Consider the following 508-nt stretch of genomic DNA (forward strand, 5'->3'; position numbering starts at 1 on the left):
ACTTTGTTTAGAATATCGATCAACTTATTCATGAGATTCACTATGTAAAAATTGCAGATAGCGTCGATGCGCTTGGCGTGCGCCCTCGACGTCATTTTGTTTCCAGCGCGCTTGGCTCAAGCAAAACCAAATTCCCGCCGCTTGCACAGACTGCGATTGCGACTTCAGTAAGCCTTCACATATCGCAACAGCGCGGGTGTAACGGCCAGTTTGCAAACACGCGACCGCGAGCGTGTGTAACGCATCTTCGCGTTCTGGTTCGAGTTCTAAAACGGCATCCAGTATCGCGATGGCTTGATCGGGTTGTTGGTATTGAACTTGAAGCGCAGCGTGAACCAGCAGCAGCTCAATATCTTTGGTGCTTAGCATGTGGGTTAAACCTGAATAAGAAGATTGAGCGCCATGGTGAGGTAACGCTGGTCCAGTTGTGTGCTTTGTAGCGTTTCGGCGGCTTTAGCAAGGTTCGCTGAGCCTGATTCCTGTGCGAGTTGCTGAACACGAGCTAAAG

Annotated in this window: 1 protein-coding gene and 1 pseudogene; both read right to left on the reverse strand. The window is 50.0% G+C overall.

Annotated elements, in window-relative coordinates; translation table 11 throughout:
• Window positions 1-24: 24 nt before the first annotated feature.
• Window positions 25-369: a type III secretion system chaperone VscY gene (vscY, locus tag R8O11_RS31565; protein ID WP_318195431.1), complete on the reverse strand. Its 345-nt coding sequence runs from the start codon at window positions 367-369 to the stop codon at window positions 25-27.
• 5 nt (window positions 370-374) lie between these two features.
• Window positions 375-508, reverse strand: a pseudogene (locus R8O11_RS31570) (YscX family type III secretion protein); the annotation flags it as partial.

The sequence above is a fragment of the Vibrio sp. 1288 genome (assembly GCF_033344475.1).